Annotated in this window: 15 protein-coding genes; 4 read left to right on the top strand and 11 right to left on the bottom strand. The window is 59.6% G+C overall.

Annotation, left to right across the window (positions count from 1 at the left end):
* The first annotated feature begins 55 nt into the window (after positions 1-55).
* The 3 genes from QRN24_RS17410 (at position 56) to QRN24_RS17400 (ending at position 2,583) form a co-directional block, all read left to right on the top strand.
* Positions 56-1,249, top strand: coding sequence for an MFS transporter (locus QRN24_RS17410; protein ID WP_032678669.1), 1,194 nt, complete (start codon positions 56-58; stop codon positions 1,247-1,249).
* A gap of 111 nt (positions 1,250-1,360) precedes the next feature.
* Positions 1,361-1,828, top strand: coding sequence for a DUF6130 family protein (locus tag QRN24_RS17405; RefSeq protein WP_020883054.1), 468 nt, complete (start codon positions 1,361-1,363; stop codon positions 1,826-1,828).
* Positions 1,829-1,839: 11 nt separating this feature from the next.
* Positions 1,840-2,583, top strand: a complete 744-nt coding sequence (locus tag QRN24_RS17400; protein WP_134180139.1) for an alpha/beta fold hydrolase — start codon at positions 1,840-1,842, stop codon at positions 2,581-2,583.
* A gap of 44 nt (positions 2,584-2,627) precedes the next feature.
* On the opposite strand, the gene QRN24_RS17395 is transcribed toward QRN24_RS17400, so the two are convergent.
* Entirely contained in the window at positions 2,628-3,074 is a 447-nt protein-coding gene (locus tag QRN24_RS17395; protein ID WP_134180137.1) for a winged helix-turn-helix transcriptional regulator, read from the bottom strand.
* A 113-nt stretch (positions 3,075-3,187) separates the two neighbouring features.
* Here QRN24_RS17395 and QRN24_RS17390 point away from each other — a divergent pair, with 113 nt between their 5' ends.
* On the top strand, positions 3,188-4,405 hold the full coding sequence (locus QRN24_RS17390) for an MFS transporter (protein WP_134180135.1): 1,218 nt from the start codon (positions 3,188-3,190) through the stop codon (positions 4,403-4,405).
* Positions 4,406-4,446: 41 nt separating this feature from the next.
* Here QRN24_RS17390 and iolB read toward each other — a convergent pair whose 3' ends face one another.
* From iolB to QRN24_RS17340, 10 genes are all read right to left on the bottom strand, one after another.
* Complete coding sequence (gene iolB / locus QRN24_RS17385; protein ID WP_284942915.1) at positions 4,447-5,259, bottom strand: 5-deoxy-glucuronate isomerase; 813 nt, start codon at positions 5,257-5,259, stop codon at positions 4,447-4,449.
* 9 nt (positions 5,260-5,268) lie between these two features.
* Positions 5,269-6,159 (bottom strand): myo-inosose-2 dehydratase, encoded by an 891-nt coding sequence (iolE, locus tag QRN24_RS17380; protein WP_284942914.1) that lies wholly within the window; start codon positions 6,157-6,159, stop codon positions 5,269-5,271.
* Between the two features lie 14 nt (positions 6,160-6,173).
* A complete protein-coding gene (locus QRN24_RS17375; protein WP_284942913.1) occupies positions 6,174-8,078 on the bottom strand; it encodes a bifunctional 5-dehydro-2-deoxygluconokinase/5-dehydro-2-deoxyphosphogluconate aldolase in 1,905 nt (634 codons plus the stop codon).
* Between the two features lie 12 nt (positions 8,079-8,090).
* On the bottom strand, positions 8,091-9,224 hold the full coding sequence (locus QRN24_RS17370) for a Gfo/Idh/MocA family protein (RefSeq protein WP_284942912.1): 1,134 nt from the start codon (positions 9,222-9,224) through the stop codon (positions 8,091-8,093).
* Positions 9,225-9,232: 8 nt separating this feature from the next.
* Positions 9,233-10,261: an ABC transporter permease gene (locus QRN24_RS17365; protein WP_014171147.1), complete on the bottom strand. Its 1,029-nt coding sequence runs from the start codon at positions 10,259-10,261 to the stop codon at positions 9,233-9,235.
* 11 nt (positions 10,262-10,272) lie between these two features.
* Positions 10,273-11,820 (bottom strand): sugar ABC transporter ATP-binding protein, encoded by a 1,548-nt coding sequence (locus QRN24_RS17360; protein ID WP_284942911.1) that lies wholly within the window; start codon positions 11,818-11,820, stop codon positions 10,273-10,275.
* A 54-nt stretch (positions 11,821-11,874) separates the two neighbouring features.
* Positions 11,875-12,804 (bottom strand): sugar ABC transporter substrate-binding protein, encoded by a 930-nt coding sequence (locus tag QRN24_RS17355; protein WP_020883045.1) that lies wholly within the window; start codon positions 12,802-12,804, stop codon positions 11,875-11,877.
* A 31-nt stretch (positions 12,805-12,835) separates the two neighbouring features.
* On the bottom strand, positions 12,836-13,822 hold the full coding sequence (gene iolG / locus QRN24_RS17350; RefSeq protein WP_025203474.1) for an inositol 2-dehydrogenase: 987 nt from the start codon (positions 13,820-13,822) through the stop codon (positions 12,836-12,838).
* Positions 13,823-14,112: 290 nt separating this feature from the next.
* On the bottom strand, positions 14,113-16,038 hold the full coding sequence (gene iolD / locus QRN24_RS17345; protein ID WP_284942910.1) for a 3D-(3,5/4)-trihydroxycyclohexane-1,2-dione acylhydrolase (decyclizing): 1,926 nt from the start codon (positions 16,036-16,038) through the stop codon (positions 14,113-14,115).
* An 11-nt stretch (positions 16,039-16,049) separates the two neighbouring features.
* Positions 16,050-17,555, bottom strand: a complete 1,506-nt coding sequence (locus QRN24_RS17340) for a CoA-acylating methylmalonate-semialdehyde dehydrogenase (protein WP_014171152.1) — start codon at positions 17,553-17,555, stop codon at positions 16,050-16,052.
* Positions 17,556-17,572: the final 17 nt, after the last annotated feature.

Below are 17,572 nucleotides of genomic sequence, written 5' to 3'. Positions count from 1 at the left end.
AGCACAATAGCGCGCTCGCTATGCTCAGGACAACTGCATAACGGAATGAAAAACAATGAAAACACATGTCCTTCCCCGTCACCTCGCCCTCCGGGCAGGTTGTCATCAGCTTATCAACTGGGGGATCTCGTTTTATATGCCCGGGACCTTTGCCCAGGCCATTGTGGCCGACCGGGGGTGGTCATCACCGCAGCTCTACCTCGGCCTGACGCTGGCGATGCTGGTAATGGCGATGGTCTCCCCTTTTGTCGCCCGACTGCTGGCGTACGCTGGCGGGCAGAACGTGGTGATGAGCGGAACGTTACTGATTGCTGCAAGCTGCGCGGGCATGGCATATACGCAGACGCTGTTCGGCTGGTACGGTGCCTGGCTGGTTGCCGGTATCGGAATGCGGCTGTCGCTGTATGATGCGCTGTTCGCCGCGCTGGTGAACCTGTACGGCCAGCAGGCACGCAGAACGATCTCGCGCATCACGCTTGCAGGCGGGCTGGCCTCAGCGGTTTTTTGGCCGCTGGGTGATGGACTGCTGAAAGTGATGAGCTGGCAACACGCATTGCAGATCTACGCCCTCTTTGGCCTGCTGAGTGCGGTGCTGATTCGCACGCTTCCCCACCAGCAGCTGGCGGCCCCCCCGCACGTTACCGCGCCGCCCGTGCGCGAGGAACGGCGTAACGGCTGGCGGTATGCCACGTTTATTGCCCTCATGACCTTTGTCTCTAACGGCACGTCCACCCATCTGCCAGAGTTTATTGCCAGTTTTGGCCTGCCGGTCGCCATCGGCATGCTGTGGGGAGTAGGCCAGACGGGCGCACGCGCCACGGAGGTGCTGGCGGGTGCACGCTTAACCCCGCTCAACCTGACGCTCCTGACCGCCCTCGCCATGCCGCTCTGCTTTGTTATCGGGTTAAGCAGCTCGCTGTTTGTCGGGTGTGCCGCCGGTTTTGTGCTGGGCTACGGCGCCATCAACGGGCTGATGACGATAGTAAAAGCCACCCTGCCGCTGACGCTTTTCAGCGCCGAAAGCTATGCCCGCCGCACCGGCATGCTGCTCATTCCCGCACAGCTTTTGGCCGCGGCATCGCCGTTTGCCTATGCGTGGCTAAACAAAACGCTGGGGATCGCCGGCGCAATGTGGGTTTCCACCGCGCTGACGCTGGTGATTGCCGGGCTGGCGATAGCGATTGTGCGCAGTACCAACCCCGCGCGAAATGATGAAATGTATCCCACTGTATCCGGAGCGCCACGCTGACAAGCCGGTACAAAACGCCGTTCCCCGCAAACATCCCGGATACATAAAAATGGTTTTCTGTGTCTGTCATTGTTTGAAACCGAATTTGAAACCGATTGAGGAGAGACTCAGATGATCCGTCGTTATTTACTGCTCCCTGCACTTGTTCTGGCGTCAGCAACCTGCTCCTGGGCCGCACCGCTGGATAACCTCAGCGCTGCCGACGTCAACGGCCCTGCCGCTGTTGCCCCGCTGGAACGTCCACAGCCGGCCGCTAAGCTGATTGTCGATCCACCGCTTGCCGGCCCGCTGAGCAAGGGGGCGGTCTTTATTCAATACCGGGCTGAAAACCTGCGCATCGAGCCGGTATTCGGGCCCGATGCGCTGAAGGTCACACCACGTATCGGCCATATCCATGTCGTGGTGGATGACGCCCCCTGGCACTGGGCCGATACCAGCGGAGAGCCAATCATTCTGGTTGGGTTACCCGCCGGGAAGCATAAAGTGACCATAATTCTGGCCGACCCCACGCATAAACCCATCGACCATAAAACCATTGAATTCACCGTACCGCCTCACGCAACGGTCCATCATTTTTAAGGAGCCAGACAATGAAAGCACGTTCTGTACTGACGGCGGGTCTGCTGGCGCTTTCAGCCAGCGCCTTTGCTGAGAGCAAAACCAGCGTGGTGCTGGTCCATGGCGCGTTTGCCGATGGCAGCAGCTGGAACAAGGTCATTACCCGGCTGCAAAAACAGCATACCGAGGTGATTGCCGTCCAGCTGCCGCTCACGTCGCTTAAAGATGACGTTGCCGCCACCCGGCGCGCCATTGCACGGGCGCATGGCGATGTGGTGCTGGTAGGTCATTCCTGGGGCGGAACGGTGATCAGCGAAGCGGGCAACGATGCACGGGTAAAATCCCTGGTCTACGTAGCGGCCTTTGCGCCTGATTCCGGCCAGTCGACGGCGGACCTGGCGGGAAGTTACCCACCGCCAGCGGGGAATGCGGATATCGCAAAAACGGCAGACGGGTATTTGTATCTCCCGCCAGAAGCCGTGATGAAAGACTTCGCACCGGATGCAGGCGCCGTTGAACAGCAGACCATTGCAGCCACTCAGGGGCCGATCAAGGCCGACGCGTTTGCGGAAAAAGTGGGCCATGCGGCCTGGCATGAAAAGCCAAGCTGGTTTGTGGTCAGCAAAAATGACCGGATGATTAACCCGGAGCTTGAACGTGCGATGGCGAAAACGATCCACGCGAAAACCACGGAAGTGGCAGCAAGCCACGTGTCGATGGTGAGTCAGCCGGATGATATTGCCCGCACGATTGAGCAGGCAATCACAAACCATTAAGAATGACACAACAGCCCGCGATGAGCGGGCTTGCGAAGGGTGAGTTACTTCACTTTCTGCACTTCAGTATCTTGCGCCTTCAGCGCCGTTCCATCCTGCGCTGCTGGCGCCATCAGGGGAACCGGCTTGCCGGTACGCCTGTCGATCAACAGCGAGTGGCGCTCCCCGCGTTCAAACAGATGCTGCTCTCCCCACTGGCGAAGCGCAACGACGATGGGAAACAGGCTTTCGCCTTTGTCCGTCAGGACATATTCCTGATACGACGTACCGTCCGACGCCCCCTGCATCGCGAGAATGCTCGCGTCGACCAGCTTGCGCAGCCGGTCAGCCAGAATGTTACGCGCAACCCCGAGATCCCGCTGAAAATCCCCGAAACGGCGCATGCCGTCAAAAGCATTGCGCACAATCAGAAGCGACCAGCGATCGCCAATCAGATCGACGCTGCGGGCAACGGGACAAAATTCCTGTTCAATCGGTTTACGAGACGGCACAGCGTTACCTCGGCAGGTCAGTCAACAATAACTGGTTGCATTTTAAAACTGCATAGCCTAGCCTTCAACTGGTTTCTTTTTAAAACTAGATTTTCAAGGGCGAGGATTTGAACATGTCACACGCGTCACCACTACCGTCAGATCGAAAAACCGGGCACGTCCGCTCAGGCGACATGCCGCGTAGCCTGGTGTGGCTGTTCGCCCTCGCCAGCGGCTTAAGCGTGGCCAACGTCTATTACGCACAGCCGTTGCTTGACGCGTTGTCCAGAGACTTTGGCATCAGCCATGGTGCCATTGGCGGCGTGGTCACCGCCACGCAGATTGGCTGTGCTCTGGCTCTGCTGTTCGTGGTTCCTCTGGGGGATAAAGTGGATCGCCGGCGCCTGATGGCGCTACAGCTTGTCGTACTGGTGGCCGCTCTGGTCGCGGTCGGCATGGCGCAGACGTCAACGATGCTGCTGGCGGGTATGCTCGCCACTGGCTTGGCAGGAACGGCCATGACGCAAGGGCTTATCGCCTATGCCGCCAACGCCGCGTCGCCGCATGAGCAAGGCCGCGTTATTGGTGCGGCACAAGGCGGGGTATTTATGGGCCTGTTAGTGGCCCGCGTCGTCTCCGGAGGCATCAGTGATATCGCGGGCTGGCGTGGCGTGTATCTCTCTGCCGCCGGGCTGATGATCATTATTGCGTTTCCGCTGTGGTGGAGGCTGCCCCGCTTGCCTGCGGTGCCTGAAACGATGAGTTATCCGCGCCTGATTCACTCAATGCTGACCCTGCTGCGGGAAGAAAAAGTCCTGCAGGTGCGCGGCGTACTGGCTTTACTGATGTTCGCTGCGTTCAATATTTTCTGGAGCGCTCTGGTGCTACCGTTAAGTGCCCCACCCTATAACTTATCGCATACCGCCATTGGTGCTTTTGGCCTGGCCGGAATGGCAGGCGCGTTAGCGGCAACCCGGGCCGGCGAGTGGGCCGATCGGGGATATGCCCGGCGCACCAGCGCGGCTGCGCTGGTCATGTTACTCCTGGCGTGGTGGCCGATTTCACTGATGGATCGTTCGCTCGGTATTTTGCTCATTGGCATCGTGCTGCTCGATTTGGGCGGGCAGGCGCTGCATGTCACCAACCAGAGCCTGATCTTTCGCGCCCGCCCCGAGGCGCATAGCCGGCTGGTCGGGCTTTACATGCTGTTTTATGCCGTCGGCAGCGGTCTGGGCGCGCTGAGCACCACGATGACGTATGCCATCGCGGGCTGGCAGGGCGTCTGCCTGACTGGCGCAGCGGTGAGCCTGGTGGCGCTGGTGTTCTGGTGGGTAACGCGCAAGACAGGATAATGTTGATAAAAAAAGCCCGCGGGGTGCGGGCTTCTGCAACGTCAACGTGGATAGTCGCGGTTGATCCACGCGTGATCGTCTTCCCAGGTGAACATCCATTTTCGCACCGGACCGGCCATCACGTTGAGATAGTAGCTGTCATAACCAGCCAGCGTCGCCACCGGATGGTACCCCTTCGGCACCATCACCACGTCGCGGTTATAAACGGCCATACACTCATCCAGCGACCTGTCGTCGGTATAGACCCGCTGCATGCAGAACCCCTGCCCGGGATTGAGGCGATGATAGTAGGTCTCCTCCAGGTAGGTTTCCTGCGGTGGATTATCCGTATCGTGCTTATGGCTCGGGTATGAACTGGTACAGCCTTCGTGGGTCCAGACCTCAACCACCAGCAGGCTGTCGGCGGGTTGATCTTCCGGCAGAATGTTGTGCACGTAGCGCTGGTTATGGCCTTTGCCACGCGCTTGCGCGTCGATATCCTGCGGAGCGATAAGCCGTGTCGGGAAGGTCCCTTTGCCGGGTGCGACACAGACCGCCAGCTCCAGCGTCGTCAGCGCCTTAATCTGCACCGTCTCCTGCGGCGTGACGTAGACCGCCCAGGGCTTTATGCGCTCAAACGGGCTCATCCGCTCGCCGATGTCAGTAAACTGCGCGGTAGGTGTGCTGACAGAGGCCCGTCCGGCCACCAGCACCAGACAGCGCTCTTCGCTGACGGCGGGCAGCGTCAGCGTCTGCCCTTCCTGCAGTTCATACGCTTCAAAGCCAACGTATCCCCAGCCCGCGCGTTCCGGCGTGACGGACTGGGTACGGCCCTCCGCACTCGGCGGTTGCCAGCGTGATAACAGACGTGACATGTCACCTCCTCAGATAAGCCCGGCGTCGCGCGCCAGACGGCTCAGGTTGTTATACCCCAGACGGGCGTAGGTCAGCGGGTGAGCGATAGCAGGATCCTGCTCCGCCTCCACCACCAGCCAGCCGTGATAACCCTGCGCCTTCAGCAGCCGCATGATGGGCGGATAGTCCACGCAGCCGTCACCCGGTACGGTGAAGACCCCACTTAGCACCGCATCAAGGAAGCTGGTTTTGCGGTTTTTGACGTCCGCCAGCACGTCGGCACGCACGTCTTTGCAGTGAACATGGTTAATGCGAGATGCCCAGAGCTGGGCCACCGCCAGCGGATCAGCCCCGGCAAAGGTCAGATGGCCCGTGTCCAGCAGCAGGCCCACCTCTTCACCGGTATGGGTCATCAGGTTATCGACATCTTCAGCGGACTCAATGACCGTTCCCATATGGTGATGGTAGGCAATCTGCACCCCCTGCTGCTGCGTGTAGCGGGCAAAAGCGGTCAGCTTCTCGCCGTACTCTTTCCAGCGCGCCTGAGGGAAGCGCGGGCGAAGATGAACCGGCGTCTGTTGCTCGCCGTGAATACAGCCGCTCACTTCGGCGAATACCAGCACCTTTGCCCCCAGTTCGCGCAGCAGCGTCAGGTGGGACTGCACGGCGGCAATCTCCTCCTCCACGCTACGCTCCAGCAGACGCCCTGAATACCAGCCGGAGACCAGCTGCAGATCGTGGCGCTGCAAAATGGGGCCAAGCAGGCGCGCCTCACGCGGGAATTTATTGCCCAGTTCGAAACCGGCAAAACCGGCCTCTTTCCCTTCGCTCAGACAGGTATCCAGCGGCGTCTCCGCGCCGAGTGAAGGCAGATCGTCGTTCGTCCATGTCAGCGGGTTAATGCCTAATTGCACACTCATTGTCGTCTCCTGAATTATGCGTGTCCGCGCTCGCGCCACCAGGCGATAAGCTGCAGGTAATTGTCCCGGATGCGTGCCACCAGCTGCGCATCGTCAATATCGTGTTTCAGCCATGCACGGGACGCATCGCCAAACAGCGTGCGTCCTACGGCAAAGCCCTTCACCAGCGCGTGTCCCGAGGCGGCTTTAAAATCAGCACGAAGCTGCTCAGCCGGGGCGTCCAGCCCGAGGATCACTACGCCACGGCAGTGCGGATCCCGACGTTCAATAATCTTGCTCAGCGCCGTCCAGCCATCGGCAGAGAGCGGCGGCAGTTTCCACCAGTCGGGAGAGATCCCCAGGTTGTAAAAACGCGAGATGGCGCGCAGGTAAAGCTCATCGCTGCGCGGCATGCTGGCAGGCAGAATCACCTCCAGCAGCAGTTCATGACCGGACTGGCAGCAGGCGTGGTAGACCTCTGCGATTTTCTGCTCCTGTTCCAGACGCAGGCCGTGCGCATCTTCCGGATGGAAAAAGACCAGGCATTTCACCACATGCTCCTGCGGCCAGCTGATGAGCTGCGTGCCGATGTTACCGTGCTCCATCTCCAGCGGCCGGGAGCCCGGCAGCTCAATAGGGCGGCCTATCCACCACCCTTCGCCGGTAATCGCGTTCAGGGCGTCCTGACCAAAAGTGCCGTCACACAGCAGGCCGGCTTTGCCCTCAAGCCCTGCGCTGCTGGCCGCCTCACGGCTGGCCTGCAGAATAAGCTGCTTCAGCGCCGGGATGCGCTTCAGGGATGCCCCGCACTGCAACGCCATATCTTCCAGCTGGCTGCGATGATCGAAGGCCATCACGCACAGCTCCGGCCACTCGCGGCGGCGGGTAGTGACGCGGTGCAGATGGTTCAGGCGCGTGTCAAGATCGGGACGCGGCACCGACGCCGCACGCGACAGGTAGTCGTCCAGCTCAGCCTTGCTCGGCATCGCCGGGGCACAGCCGTGGCGGGAAACCACCAGCGCACCACACGCGTTGGCATAGCGGCAGGCCTGCTCCCAGCCTTCGTCGTTAAGGTAGCCGCGCAGCAGGCCGGACATAAACGCGTCGCCCGCACCGAGCACGTTCAGCACCTCAACGCGCACGCCGGTCACCGTCAGACCCTCATCCAGCCGGGGCGGTATAGCGTCGGTGTACACCGAACAGCCAAGCGCTCCACGCTTGCAAACCAGCGTGGCGTTACTCACGGCGCGCACGCGACCCAGCGCCTGCAGGGTATCGGTACTGCCACCTGCAATGTGGAACTCTTCTTCGGTGCCGACAATGACGTCGAAAAGGTGCAGCACCTCCTGCAGTTCACGGGTCACGTTTTCCGCGGCAATAAAGCGCGTCTCCCCGTCCCCTAATGAGGTCAGCCCCCACAGTACCGGCCGGTAGTCGATATCCAGCACCGTGCGAACACCGTGACGGCGGGCATAGTTAAGCGCCGTCAGCACCGCGTCACGGGTCTGAGGGTGCGAGAGATGGGTCCCGGTGATGGCAAGGCACCGTGCGGAGGCAATGTAGCGTTCGTCCACATCGCTGGCCGTGATGGCCATATCCGCGCAGTTATCGCGATAAAAAATCAGTGGAAAGGTGTCCCGGTCTTTAATGCCGAGGAGCACCAGCGCCGTCAGGCGTTCTTTGTCGGTGATCAGATGGCTGGTATCGCAGCCCACCTGGTGTAATTCTTCTCGCAGGAAGCGTCCCATATGTTCATCACCGACGCGTGCCAGCATCGATGAGCGCAGCCCCTGACGCGCCGTCCCGTAGGCTACGTTGCCGGACGAGCCGCCGAGATATTTCGCGAAGCTCGACACATCTTCAAGACGGGCACCAATTTGCTGACTGTAGAGGTCTACCGCCACGCGGCCCATGCATATCACATCAAACTGCTTTTCCACGTTGATACCTCATCAGACAATGTCGTTCACGTTCAGCCAGCGGCCTTCCTGGTGCGAGAGTGCGATGGCGTCCAGCACCCGCGAAACCTTCCAGCCCTCTTCAAAGTCCGGCCACATCGGCACATCAGCGGCAATACCGTCGACCAGGTCGCGTACTTCCACCGTTTTTTGATCGTTAAAGCCGATACCATGGCCCGCCCCCATGCAAAACGCACCATAGTCCGGATGTGACGGACCCACGAGCAGCGTGCGGAATCCCTGGCGGTTTACCGGGTCGTCATGCAGATAGAGCTTCAGTTCCGCCATCCGCTCCTGGGTAAAACTGATGGCCCCTTTGGTGCCGGTTATCACATACGACAGTCCCATCTTGCGCCCGCAGGCGACGCGGGACGTTTCAATCACCCCTTGTGCTCCGCCGGCGAAACGGACCATCGCGTGCGCCTGATCTTCATTTTCAACCGCAACGTTTTGCGACGAACCGGCCTGCGCCGGGCGCTCAGGCACAACAATTTTTAAATCACCGCAGACCTGCTGAATGTCCCCGACCAGATACTGCGCCATGTTGACGATATGCGCCGCCAGGTCCCCCAGTGCACCCAGCCCGGCGGTCTCTTTAAAACAGTGCCAGTGAATGGGAGAAAGCGGGTCGGCCATATAATCTTCGTTGTGGGTACCGTAGAAGTGGATCACCTCGCCAATCTCGCCGCGGGCGATGATCTCTTTCGCCAGCTGTGCCGTCGGGTTTTTCATGTAGTTAAAACCCACCAGCGTTTTCACCCCTGCCCGCTTCGCGGCGTCCACCATTTCACGTGCGTCATGGGCATTCAGCGCCAGCGGCTTTTCCGAGTAGACATGCTTACCGTGGCGAATGGCCTCCAGCGCCATCTCTTTATGCAGATGGTTGGGCGAGCATATATCCACGACATCAATCGCCGTGTCAGCCACCAGTGCCCGCCAGTCGCCGGTTGAGCGGTTGAAGCCAAAGGCCTGCGCCCGCTCTGCCGCCAGCGCGGGCGTCACTTCCGCCACCATCTCGCGCACCAGTTTGCCGCGCAGGGTAAATACCGTCGGCGCCTGAGCATAGGCGATGGCATGTGCCTTGCCGATATACCCGGTGCCAATCAATCCAATACGAACCTCTTTCATCCTGATCCTCACAATGCGCCGCGACGGCTCTTGGCATAGGTGTCGAATGCCACCGCCAGAACGATAATTAATCCGGTGATTATTTGCTGGTAATAGGCCGAGACGTTCATCAGCACCAGACCGTTAATCAGGATCCCCATAATGATGGAACCAATGATGGTGCCGCCGATGCGTCCATAGCCGCCCATCAGCGAAGTACCGCCAATGACTACCGAGGCGATAACGCGCAGTTCAAAGGAGATCCCGGCGACCGCTTCCGCACTGCCAAGACGAGCGCTGAGAATGAAGCCCGCCAGTCCCGCCAGACAGCCAATCAGCACATAGACACTCACCAGCACGCGCTTCACGTTGACCCCCGCCAGGCGCGCTGCCTCCGGGTTACCGCCGATGGCATAGACGAAGCGTCCCCAGCGGGTTTTATGCAGCGCCAAGTACCCGCCAAGCGCCACGATGGCGAAAATCCAGATTGGAATGGAGATGCCAAGCAGCTCCCCGCGTCCCCACCAGCGATAACCCGGGTCGAAACCTGCAATGGGCGCGCCGTCGTTAATCACCAGCGTCAGGCCACGCCAGATGGTCATCCCGCCGAGCGTGACGATAAACGGCGGCAGGCGCAGGCGGGTTACGCCCAGGCCGTGCAGGAAGCCAATCGCCGTGCCCATCGCCAGACAAATCCCCAGCCCAATCAGCCAGCTCATGCCGCCCCAGGCGTTCGGATCAACGGTGGTGAAGTTGTCGCCCTTAATCACGTATGCGGCGGTCATGGCGCAGACCGCCAGGATGGAGCCGACAGAAAGATCGATACCGGCAGTCAGAATGACGAAGGTCATCCCCACGGCCATGATCCCGTAGATGGATACCTCGGTCAGGATGTTGAAAATATTGCGTTCAGAGAAAAAATTGCTGTTCTGCGACTGAAAGAAAATCAGCAGCAGGATCATGAAAATCAGTACCCCGAAGCGCTCGAAGAAGGCGATGGGATCGAGGCGTCCGCTGCGTTTCACCGGAACCTGCGTTTTAGAAATCATCTGCGTCATGGAAAACTCCGTTATGCCGCGTTGAGGGCGTTGTGGTTGATGGCCATCATCGTCATCAGCCGCTCTTCGTTAGCGTCGTCGCCGTGGATCTCACCGGTCACCCGGCCTTCACTGAGCGTGATGATCCGATCGGATACCGCCATCACTTCAGGCAGATCGGAGGAGATCACGATCACCGCCACGCCCTGTTTGGCCATATCAAACAGCACCTGGTGCACTTCCGACTTGGTGCCCACGTCGATACCACGCGTCGGCTCATCGACAATCAGCACCCGAGGGTTCAGCGCCATGCAGCGCGCCAGGATAACTTTCTGCTGGTTACCGCCGGAGAGCTTGCGCACCTCCTGCGCGCTGTTGACCATTTTGATCTGCAGCGCCTTGCGGTAGGACTCAATCAGATCGTCCTCTTTGCGGGTATTCACAAACCAGCGCCACTGCATCAGAGAAGAGAGACTGGAGAGCGACAGGTTGTCGCGAATCGATAACCCCAGCACCGCCCCCTCTTTCTTGCGGTCTTCCGGGACCAGCGCGATGCCCTGCTCAAGGGCGTACATCGGGTCGCGCGGTTGATACGGGACGCCGTCCAGTTCAAAGCTGCCCGAGGTAAAGGCATCCGCCCCGAACAGGCAGCGCGCCACTTCGGTGCGCCCTGCCCCCACTAAGCCGGCAATGCCCAGTACTTCTCCGGCGTGGACATGGAAGCTGATGTCATGCAGGGCAATGCCGTGCGGATCCAGCGGCGGTTTTTCGCGGCTCAGCCCTTTTACTGCCAGACGGACCGGCTTGTTTTCATGATGGGTTTCGCTGGCGGGACGACGATTAAAGGCCACGTCACGCCCCACCATCAGACGGATCAGCTGCTCGACATTGGTTTGCGCCACGGCACCACTGCCGGTGAAACGGCCGTCCTGGAAAACGGTAAAGCGATCGCAAAGCTGGAAAACTTCGTGCAGTCGGTGGGTAACGTAAATAATGCTCACCCCCCGGTTTTTCAGCTCGCACACCACGCGGTGCAGGCTTTCCACCTCGCTGTCGCTCAGCGCCGCGGAGGGTTCATCCATGATGATCAGCCTGGCGTTCAGCGTCAGCGCCCGGGCAATCTCGACCATCTGCTGCTGGGCTACGCTCAGACGGGCGACAGGCGTGGTTGGCGCAACGTTCAGCTGCAGATAATCGAGGATCACCTGCGCCTCCTGGTTCACCGCTTTTTCGTCGACAATCAGGTTACGTTTACGCGGCTCACGCCCGAGAAACATGTTTTCCGCGACGGTCATATTGGGCAGCAGGTTAAATTCCTGATAGATAGTGATAATGCCCTTGTTCTGCCGCTCAACCGGTGAATCGTCCACCGGCAGCGTGTCGCCGTTGAACCAGATATCCCCGCGCGTTTGCGGCTGTGCGCCCGCCAGGGCTTTCAGCAGCGTGGATTTCCCCGCTCCGTTCTCACCCAGCAGCGCGTGGATCTCCCCGGCACCGACGGTGAGCTGTGCGCTGCTCAGCGCCCAGACACCAGAAAAGCTTTTTGCCAGGTCGGTCACTTTCAGTAAGGGTTGCGACATCGGTCTGCTCCTCCTTAATAGGGAGCCGCCACCTGCGCGGCGGCTCCGGATAAATCAGTTACCGGCCTCACTGATGCGCTCAGCCTGCTGCAGATTTTCTTTGGTGATAAGCGTTGGCGGGTAGTCCGCGCCGGTGATGGCTTTCTTCTCACGCACGTTGGCCACCAGCTGGCTCATCGCCGTTTGTACCGCGAAGCCCGGGCGCTGATCCGCCGTGACCGCCAGCCAGCCGTCGCGCACGCGCGCCAGCGCCTCAGGGACCGCGTCAAAGCCGGTCACCAGAATTTCGCCTGGCTTCACGCCCTGGCCCTGCAGCGCTTCAATTGCGCCCAGTGCCATGTCGTCATTGGCGGAGAGGATCACCTGTGGGCGTTTCGGCAGTGACGGCAGAACGCTTTCCACAATGCGCATCCCTTCAGAACGCATCCAGTTGCCGGTCTGATCGGCAACGATCTTGTACTTGTCCCCGCCCGCCTTCAGGCTGTCGCGGATCCCTTTGGTACGTTCAATGTTGGAGGAGGAACCTGGCTGGCCGGTGAGCAGAATAATGTCTGCCCCGTTGGGGAATTTGCTTTTAACGAAGTCGCCAATCGCCTGCCCGCCTTTGTAGTTGTTGGCACCAAAATGCGGCACCTTCTTCTGGCTGTCGACGGAGCGGTCAAGCGTCACAACGGGCAGATTCGCATCCTGAATTTCATCCACCGCGCTGGAGACGGCATTGACGTCATTCGGGGAGACGATGAACCCCTGCGCACCACGGGTGATGGCGTTTTCCAGGTCAGCGACCTGTTTCGGCGAGCTGCCCTGCCCGTCCAGTACCTGAAGCTTTACGCCCATCTCTTTTGCGGCTTTTACCGCGGTACGCTGCATGTGAACTTCAAACGGCATCGCCAGGTTTGGTGTACTGAAAACAATTTGCTCGTTTTCGGCCATTGCTGCCCCGGCGGTCATGGCGATGAGGGCGGCTAAGATCAGTTTTTTCATTATTATGTCTCTCTGTGAAGGGTGGTTGTGTTTAGAGGACGATCTCACGTTGGCTACGCAGGGATTCCAGCGCTTTATCCGCCAGGTACAGCGCACGTTCACCATCGTCGCCGCTACAGTCAGGCGTCGCTTCGCCGCGCAGCACCGCAACAAAGTGTTCCCATTCCGCGGCGTAAGCGGATTTGTAGCGCTGCAGGAAGAAGTGTTCCGGCAGCGCGCCGGTGCAGCCCTGTTTGCCGTAGTGCTGCACCTGATTTTCAAGAATATTGCCCGCGCACAGCAGGCCTTCTGAGCCGTGCAGTTCCAGGCGCTGGTCGTAGCCATAAGAAGAGCGGCGGCTGTTGACGATGGTCGCCATCGCGCCGGAGGCATACTTCAGTACGATAAACGCGGTATCGATATCCCCCGCCTCGCCAATTGCCGGATCCACCAGATTGCTGCCCTGGGCATACACCGACACCGGCTCTTCGCCCATGATGAAGCGCGCCATATCAAAATCGTGAATGGTCATGTCGCGGAACATACCGCCGGAAACGCGCACATATTGCGCCGGTGGCGGGGACGGGTCGCGGGAGATAATCAGCAGCGATTCGGGCTTACCGATCCGCCCGGCCTGCACCTCGGTTTTGACCCGACGAAACTGCGGGTCAAAGCGGCGGTTAAAACCGATAAACAGCGGTACGTTGTACTCGTTAACCACTTTCAGGCAGTCGCGCACGCGGGCAAGATCCAGGTGTACCGGCTTTTCACAGAAGATCGCTTTGCCGTGGCGGGCGGCCATCTCAATCAGATCCGCGTGGGTGTCCGTCGCAGACGCGATCAGCACGGCATGAACGTTTGGGTCGCTCATCGCGTCCTCCAGGCTCTGCAAACGAGCCTGATATTGCGTGGCGAGGCGGGTGGCAAATTCCTGATTCGGGTCGACCACAGACCAGAGCGTGGTCTCACTGTGGCTGGCGATGTTAGCTGCATGTACCTGGCCAATTCGGCCAGCGCCCAGTAAAGCAATGTTAAACATAACGGCTCCCGGTGTTGGTGAATGCTGTGAACTAACGACCCCTTAAATAAAACATTTATTTCATTTTTATAAATAGTGAAAATTATATTTTTGAGTGCGGGTTAACACTTTTGAGATGATTGAGATAAATTTTGTTATCAATATCACAACATTGCAGCCGCGCCGCGATGCATTTGCCACAGGAACACAGGAGACAAAATGGCGACAGGTGTGCCCTCTCCCGTGGCGGGAGAGGGTGAGAATGAAGCCAGTGAAAAATGAAATGAAAATTTCGTTATGGCGGGAAATACTTAATACTGGCGTGCTTTTTTCAGCTGCGCCTGGGTTTGCTCGGCGGCTTTGCGCACCGCAGACGATCCCGCGACCTGCGCATCACCGGTTCGCCACCATGACGCGTAATCATGGGTCATGGTTTTTGGCAGCACTTTGATATCCAGCAGCGTTGGGCCAGGATGCGCCCGCGACGCCGCCAGCGCCGCCAGCAGACTCTGCTCGTCGTGGACCCGCCACGCGCGACAGCCGTAGCTTTCCGCGTTCTGGGCGAAATCGACTTTTACCAGCGGTCCGTCAAGCCGGCCTGAATCTGGATTTCGATGACGGTTTTCCGTACCGAAGCTCCCCATCCCGTGCCCCATCTGCAGGTTATTAATGCAGCCGAAGCTGGCATTATCAAACAGCAAAACGGTGACGTTAATCCCCTCCTGCACCGCGGTTTGTAGCTCGGAGTGCAGCATCATGTAGGAGCCATCCCCCACCATGGCGTAAACCGGCTGATGCGGGCTGGCAAGCTTCGCGCCTATCGCCGCCGCAATCTCATACCCCATGCAGGAGTAGCCGTACTCCAGGTGATAACTGTCCGGCGTCTTCACCTGCCAGAGGCGCTGTAAATCCCCGGGCAGCGATCCGGCCGCGCCCACAACGATGGCGTTATCTTCAATATGTTGATTGATAAGCCCCAGCACCCGCGTCTGGGTCAGACGGGTGTTGAGCGCCTCACCGTATTCCGCCAGCTGCACATCAAGGTGCCCTGCCACTTCAGGCACATCGTCGGGATGCCACTGACGGCCCCATAAGCGCTGGCACTCCGCATGCCAGGCAGATTTCGCCTGAGCGATCTCCTCTCCCCAGTGGCTTCGGTACGCGGGGAGCGCCTGCGTTAAAGCGTGCAGCCCGGTTTGCGCATCGGCAATCAGCGCCGTGGCATCCAGTTTCAGGGCATCAAACTCGGCGACATTCAAAAGCAGGAACTCGACGTTCGGATGGGAAAAGAGCGCTTTGGAGCCGGTGGTAAAGTCCGTCAGGCGCGTGCCGATGCCAATCACCAAATCCGCCCTGGGTGCAAGCTGGTTAGCGGCCATTCCGCCCGTCACACCGATCCCCCCCAGATTAAGGGGGTGATCGCTTACCAGCGCCCCCTTTCCGGCCTGGGTTTCGGCAAACGGCAGCCGCAGCGTCTCGACAAATTCCCGAAATGCCTCATGCGCGCCGGAATAACGCACGCCCCCGCCACATACCACCAGCGGACGGTGTTTACGGGCAATCAACGCCTGTGCCTGGGCCAGACGCTGGGGGTCAGGCGGACGGCGTTCAATGTGATGCACGCGACGCGCAAAGAAGCTCAGGGGATAATCCCAGGCTTCGCCCTGCACGTCCTGCGGCAGGCAAATGGTCACTGCCCCCGTCGCTGCAGGGTCAGTAAGCGTTCGCATCGCATTTAACATCGCGCTCATTAACTGTTCCGGACGGTTAATGCGGTCCCAGTAGCGTGAAACGGGACGGAAGCAGTCGTTGGTGCTGATACTGAGATCGTGGTACTGCTCGATTTGCTGCAAAACCGGATCGGGCTGGCGGCTGGCATAGATATCCCCCGGTAACAGCAGGAGCGGAATGCGGTTCGCGGTGGCGGTCGCCGCGGCCGTCACCATATTAGCCGCGCCGGGCCCGACGGATGAGGTGACGGCAAAAATGCGCCGACGGCGATGCTGTTTAGCGAATCCGGTCGCCATATGGGCGATGCCCTGTTCGTTACACCCCTGCATCACCTGCAGGTGGCCAGGATCCTGCTCCAGTGCCTGGCCTATACCCAGCACGTTGCCGTGACCAAAAATGGTCGCCACGCCCTTCACAAAGGGCGTTTCGTGTCCATCAATGGAGACATATTGTTGATTAAGGAATCTGACCAGGGCCTGAGCCATGGTCATACGTTCGGTTTGCATAAAACCTCCTGTCAGCCCAGCGTCGGCATGGAGAACGCAGCGCCAGTCTCCTGCTGCATTTCCGGCCAGCGTGCGGTGATGGTTTTCATTCGGGTGTAGAAACGCACGCCGTCGTTGCCGTGGACATTCAGCGCACCAAAGATCGAACGCTTCCAGCCACCAAAACTGTGGAACGCCATCGGCACCGGGATCGGCACGTTCACCCCAACCATCCCCGCCTGCACCTCTTCGCAGAAGCGGCGCGCGCAGCCACCGTCACGGGTAAATATTGCCGAGCCATTACCATATTCATGCCGGTTAATCAGGTCCACCGCGCTGCTGTAATCTGCAACACGCACCACAGAAAGTACCGGCCCGAAAATCTCTTCTTTATAAATGGTCATCTCCGGCGTGACGTTATCGAACAGCGTTGGTCCAACAAAATAGCCCTGCTCGTGGCCTTTCACGCTGAACCCACGGCCATCCACGCGCAGGCGGGCTCCCTGAGTTTCCCCGCTGTCGATATAGCCCAGCACTTTGTTACGGTGTGCCGAGGAGATAAGCGGCCCCATTTCGTTCTCTGGCGTCTGGTCCAGACCCGGTCCGACGCGCAGCGCGGCAATCTGTTTTTCCAGCCGGGAACAGAGTTCATCAGCGGTGTTATCCCCCACCGCCAGCACCACCGACAGCGCCATGCAACGTTCTCCCGCCGCGCCGAAGGCAGCGCCCATAATCGCGTTCGTCGCCATATCCATATCGGCATCCGGCATTAAGATGCAGTGGTTTTTTGCCCCGCCCAGCGCCTGACAGCGTTTACCGTGGGCGGAGGCGGTCTCGTAAATGTATTGGGCGATCGGCGTTGAACCGACAAAGCTCACAGCCTGCACGCGCGGGTCAGTCAGCAGCACGTCAACCGACTCTTTATCGCCCTGCACCACGTTAAACACGCCGTCAGGCAGGCCGGCGTCTTTCAGCAACTTTGCCAGCGCGAGCGCCAGAGAGGGATCTTTTTCCGACGGTTTCAGCACGAACGTGTTGCCGGTGGCCAGCGCAATCGGGAACATCCACATCGGCACCATTGCCGGGAAATTAAACGGCGTGATCCCGGCACAGACGCCGAGCGGCTGCATCAACGAGTGGCTGTCGACACCGGTGCCGACATTAGCGGAGTGCTCACCTTTTTGCAGATGCGGGATGCCGCAGGCAAACTCCACCACTTCCAGGCCGCGGGTCAGCTCGCCCACCGCGTCGGAGAAGACTTTGCCATGCTCTTCGCTGATGATGCGTGCCAGGCGCTCCATGTTCTCTTCCAGCAGCGCTTTGAAGCGGAACATCACGCGTGCGCGTTTAAGTGGAGAATGACGCGCCCAGCCAGGAAAAGCCTGCTGTGCTGCGGCAATCGCCTGTTCGGTTTCCTGTGCCGTACTCATCACCACCTGGCGGATCTGCTCTCCGGTGGCCGGGTTGAAGATTGCCTGAACGCGCTGGCCTGAACCGGTGACACACTCGCCGTGAATAAAATTCGCTACCGTCTCCATCCTTAACCTCTCGCTGT

It is taken from the genome of Enterobacter sp. MEB024 (assembly GCF_030209635.1).
GTDB classification, from domain to species: domain Bacteria; phylum Pseudomonadota; class Gammaproteobacteria; order Enterobacterales; family Enterobacteriaceae; genus Enterobacter; species Enterobacter ludwigii.
The sequence above is the reverse complement of the archived record's forward strand: the minus strand, read 5'-3'. Positions and strand labels throughout refer to the sequence as shown.

Bases quoted from the DNA above. Each gene is read 5' to 3' on its own strand.
- QRN24_RS17360 (WP_284942911.1), bottom strand. From the start codon at position 11,820: ATGTCGCAACCCTTACTGAAAGTGACCGACCTGGCAAAAAGCTTTTCT.
- QRN24_RS17365 (WP_014171147.1), bottom strand. From the start codon at position 10,261: ATGACGCAGATGATTTCTAAAACGCAGGTTCCGGTGAAACGCAGCGGA.
- QRN24_RS17400 (WP_134180139.1), top strand. From the start codon at position 1,840: ATGAAAGCACGTTCTGTACTGACGGCGGGTCTGCTGGCGCTTTCAGCC.
- QRN24_RS17410 (WP_032678669.1), top strand. From the start codon at position 56: ATGAAAACACATGTCCTTCCCCGTCACCTCGCCCTCCGGGCAGGTTGT.
- iolB (WP_284942915.1), bottom strand. From the start codon at position 5,259: ATGTCACGTCTGTTATCACGCTGGCAACCGCCGAGTGCGGAGGGCCGT.
- QRN24_RS17390 (WP_134180135.1), top strand. From the start codon at position 3,188: ATGTCACACGCGTCACCACTACCGTCAGATCGAAAAACCGGGCACGTC.
- iolE (WP_284942914.1), bottom strand. From the start codon at position 6,159: ATGAGTGTGCAATTAGGCATTAACCCGCTGACATGGACGAACGACGAT.
- QRN24_RS17370 (WP_284942912.1), bottom strand. From the start codon at position 9,224: ATGAAAGAGGTTCGTATTGGATTGATTGGCACCGGGTATATCGGCAAG.
- iolG (WP_025203474.1), bottom strand. From the start codon at position 13,822: ATGTTTAACATTGCTTTACTGGGCGCTGGCCGAATTGGCCAGGTACAT.
- QRN24_RS17355 (WP_020883045.1), bottom strand. From the start codon at position 12,804: ATGAAAAAACTGATCTTAGCCGCCCTCATCGCCATGACCGCCGGGGCA.
- QRN24_RS17340 (WP_014171152.1), bottom strand. From the start codon at position 17,555: ATGGAGACGGTAGCGAATTTTATTCACGGCGAGTGTGTCACCGGTTCA.
- iolD (WP_284942910.1), bottom strand. From the start codon at position 16,038: ATGCAAACCGAACGTATGACCATGGCTCAGGCCCTGGTCAGATTCCTT.
- QRN24_RS17405 (WP_020883054.1), top strand. From the start codon at position 1,361: ATGATCCGTCGTTATTTACTGCTCCCTGCACTTGTTCTGGCGTCAGCA.